Here is a 3,598-nt window from a genome sequence, read left to right as displayed (position 1 = left end):
GGAAACATCGAGTACCTGGGCCGGATCGATCACCAGTTGAAAATCCACGGCTATCGAATCGAGTGCGGGGAAGTGGAAGCACGGCTTTTGGAACACGAAGGGGTGCGGGAAGCCGTGGTCGTGGCGAAGCATGACGAAAGGGAACAGGCTTACCTGTGTGCGTATTACGTTAGCAGCGAAGCCCTGTCGGTCACAGAACTGCGGGCACATCTGACCGCGTTGTTGCCGGAGTACATGGTCCCGTCGTACTTTGTGCATCTGGACCAGATGCCACTCACTCCTAACGGCAAGGTGGACCGTAACGCATTGCCGCAACCGGATGGGCAGCTGGCTGCAGGTACGGTATACGAGGCACCACGTACGGCGCTTGAAGAGAAGCTTGTTCAGCTTTGGGCTGAGGTGCTGGGTGGCGAACATATGGGCATTGCCGATCACTTCTTCGAACGCGGCGGCCACTCCCTCAAAGTGGTGACGCTCATCTCGCGGATTTATCGTGAACTGGGACTGGAAGTGCCAATGAAGGAAATCTTTGCTCGTCCAACGGTCAAAGAGCTGGCGGCGTATGTACGGGAACTGGCGCCAAGCGAGTACGGACGGATCCAGCGCGTGGAGGAACGGGGCTCTTATGCGACATCCTCGGCGCAGAAACGGATGTACGTGCTGCAGCAGATCGAACCGACGAGCACCAGATACAACATGCCTGGGGGACTGGAACTCCAAGGAGCCCTCGATGCCGAGCAACTTGAAGAAGCGATCCGTGCGGTGATACTCCGTCATGAATCCCTGCGCACCTCGTTTGGGGTAGAAGACGGGGAGCCCGTGCAACGGGTGCACGAAACCGTACCCTTCGTACTGGAGATGGAGCGTGCAACGGAAGCGGAGATGGCCCAACAGGTGGAAACGTTCCTGCGCCCCTTCGACCTCTCTCAAGCGCCGCTCCTGCGGGTGAAGCTGGTGCGTCTTGCGGAAGAACGTTTCCTGCTGCTGTATGACATGCACCATATTGTCTCCGACGGCGTTTCCATGGATCTTCTCGTACGGGATTTCATGGCGGCCTATGCGGGCGAAACGCTGCCGGAACTGCGCATACAATACAAGGATTACGCGGTTTGGCAGCAAGGGACGCTGGGGACAGCACGGATGAACGAGCAGGAGAGCTACTGGCTGTCGCAATACGCGGAACAGCCGCCGGTGTTAGAGCTGCCGACCGATCGGCCGAGACCGGCGATCATGGACAACGCAGGGGGCAGCATCGGGACAACGATCGATCGTGAGACGGTGGAAGGACTCAAGCGGATTGCGTCCGAGACAGGCGCAACGCTGTATATGGTGCTTTTGGCTGCATATAGCGTATGGATGCACAAGTATACGGGGCAAGAAGACATCGTGGTGGGCACACCGGTGTCGGGGCGTACCCATGCGGACACCGAACCGATGATCGGGATGTTCGTGAACACACTGGCGCTAAGAAACTATCCGTCGGGATCGAAGCGGTTTATCGATTTTGTGCGGGAAGTGAAGGAGCGTACGGTAGCCGCGTTTGAGCATCAGGAGTATCCGTTTGAAGAATTGGTGGAGAAACTGCCATTGCAGCGGGACATGAGCCGTAATCCGCTGTTTGATACGATGCTAGTGCTGCAGAACATGGCGCAAACGGAGCTTCAGTTGGACGGTCTGCAGATTGGGGCTGCGGCTTTCCATAATCTGACTACGAAATTCGACTTGACGATCAACACAGTGGAAAACGCACAGGGGCTGCAGATCGTACTTGAATACCGGAGCGTCTTGTTTGAGCAAGCGACGATGGAACGCTGGTTGGGGCACTTCGGCAACGTGCTGGCGACCGTTACGCAGGAACCATTACAAGCGATTGCGGATATTCGGATACTGTCGGAAGAAGAGCAGCAACATTTTCAGCAATTCAATGACACGGCAGCGGATTATCCATATAAAAAAACCATTGTCGGCTTGTTCGAAGAGCAAGCGGCGCGGACGCCGGAAGCCATAGCAGTGGTGTGCGGGGATGAGCGCCTGACGTACCGGGAGTTGAACGAGCGGGCGAACCGCTTGGCCTGGACGCTGCGGAAGAAGGGTGTTGGACGGGATCGGATTGTCGGGCTGGTGCTCAATCATTCCGTAGAGATGATCACGGCTATCTTGGGAGTACTCAAAGCCGGCGGGGCGTATCTGCCAATGGATCCGGACTATCCGCAAGAACGCATCGCATTCATGCTTCAAAACAGTGGGACAAGCAGGCTCGTGACCTCCCAGGCCTTGGCGGGGTTGATCGAAGAAATCACATTTGATGGCGAGAGCGTGCTGCTGGAAGACACAGTGGATGCGTATTCCCACAACCCGCAAGTAGACATCACACCGCAGCAATTGGCGTACATCATCTACACATCGGGTACAACCGGTCAGCCGAAGGGAACGATGATTGAACACCGGAATGTTGTTCGTCTGCTGTTTAACGATCAGTTTGCTTTCGACTTCAGCGATAGGGACGTATGGACCGTATTCCATTCCTTTTGCTTCGACTTTTCGGTATGGGAGATGTATGGGGCGCTGCTCTATGGAGGTAAGCTGGTCATCGTACCGAAGATGACGGCGAGAGATCCTGAACGGTTCCTGCAATTGCTGCGTGACGAGCGCGTCACCGTATTGAACCAGACCCCGAGTGCGTTCTACCCGCTGTCACAAGCGGAGATGATGCGGCCAGATACGGACTTACAGGTTCGGACGATCATCTTCGGAGGAGAAGCGTTGGCACCGGGACAGCTGGCGGCATGGCATCGGAAATATCCCCATACCGATCTGATCAACATGTACGGGATTACCGAAACAACCGTACATGCCACCTACAAGAAGATCGGCGAAGAAGAGATGGAGCGTGGGATAAGCAACATCGGCAAGCCGATCCCCACCTTGCGCGTGTATATGCTTGATGAGAATCGGCAATTGGTGCCGGTCGGTGTGGCGGGCGAAATGTATGTCAGCGGTGAAGGGGTAGCGCGCGGCTATTTGAACCGAGTGGAACTAACGGCGGAGAAATTCGTGTCCAATCCGTTTGAACCCGGAGAGCGGATGTACCGGACCGGAGATTTGGTACGCTGGCTGCCGGATGGGAACATCGAGTACCTGGGCCGAATCGACCACCAAGTCAAAATTCGGGGGTACCGGATCGAGTGCGGAGAAGTGGAAGCGCGGCTTTTGGAACACGAAGCGGTGCGGGAAGCCGTGGTCGTGGCGAAGCATGACGAAAGGGAACAGGCTTACCTGTGTGCGTATTACGTGAGTAGCGAAACCCTATCTGTCACCGAACTGCGGGCCCATCTGGCCGCGTTGTTGCCAGAGTACATGATCCCGGCATATTTTGTGCATCTGCACCAGATGCCGCTCACCCCTAACGGCAAGATCGACCGTAACGCCTTGCCGAAACCGGACAGGCAGGTGGCCGAGGCGGGATACGAAGCGCCGCGAAGCGACATCGAATCCCGGTTAGCCGACATTTGGCAGGGCGTGCTAAGCGTCGAGCGCATCGGCATCCATGACCATTTCTTTGCGCTGGGCGGCGATTCCATTAAAGCGATTCAGGTGG

1 protein-coding gene is annotated in these 3,598 nt (G+C 56.4%); it reads left to right on the top strand.

From position 1 onward, the window contains the following. Positions 1-120: 120 nt before the first annotated feature. Positions 121-3,598 (top strand): non-ribosomal peptide synthetase (locus QD47_RS29210; RefSeq protein WP_235332395.1); only part of this gene is annotated, 3,478 nt, incomplete at its 3' end.

Origin of the sequence: Paenibacillus terrae (assembly GCF_000943545.1) — a bacterium.
GTDB classification, from domain to species: domain Bacteria; phylum Bacillota; class Bacilli; order Paenibacillales; family Paenibacillaceae; genus Paenibacillus; species Paenibacillus terrae_A.
Note: the sequence above shows the minus strand (reverse complement) of the source record. Positions and strands in the feature narration are given on the sequence as shown.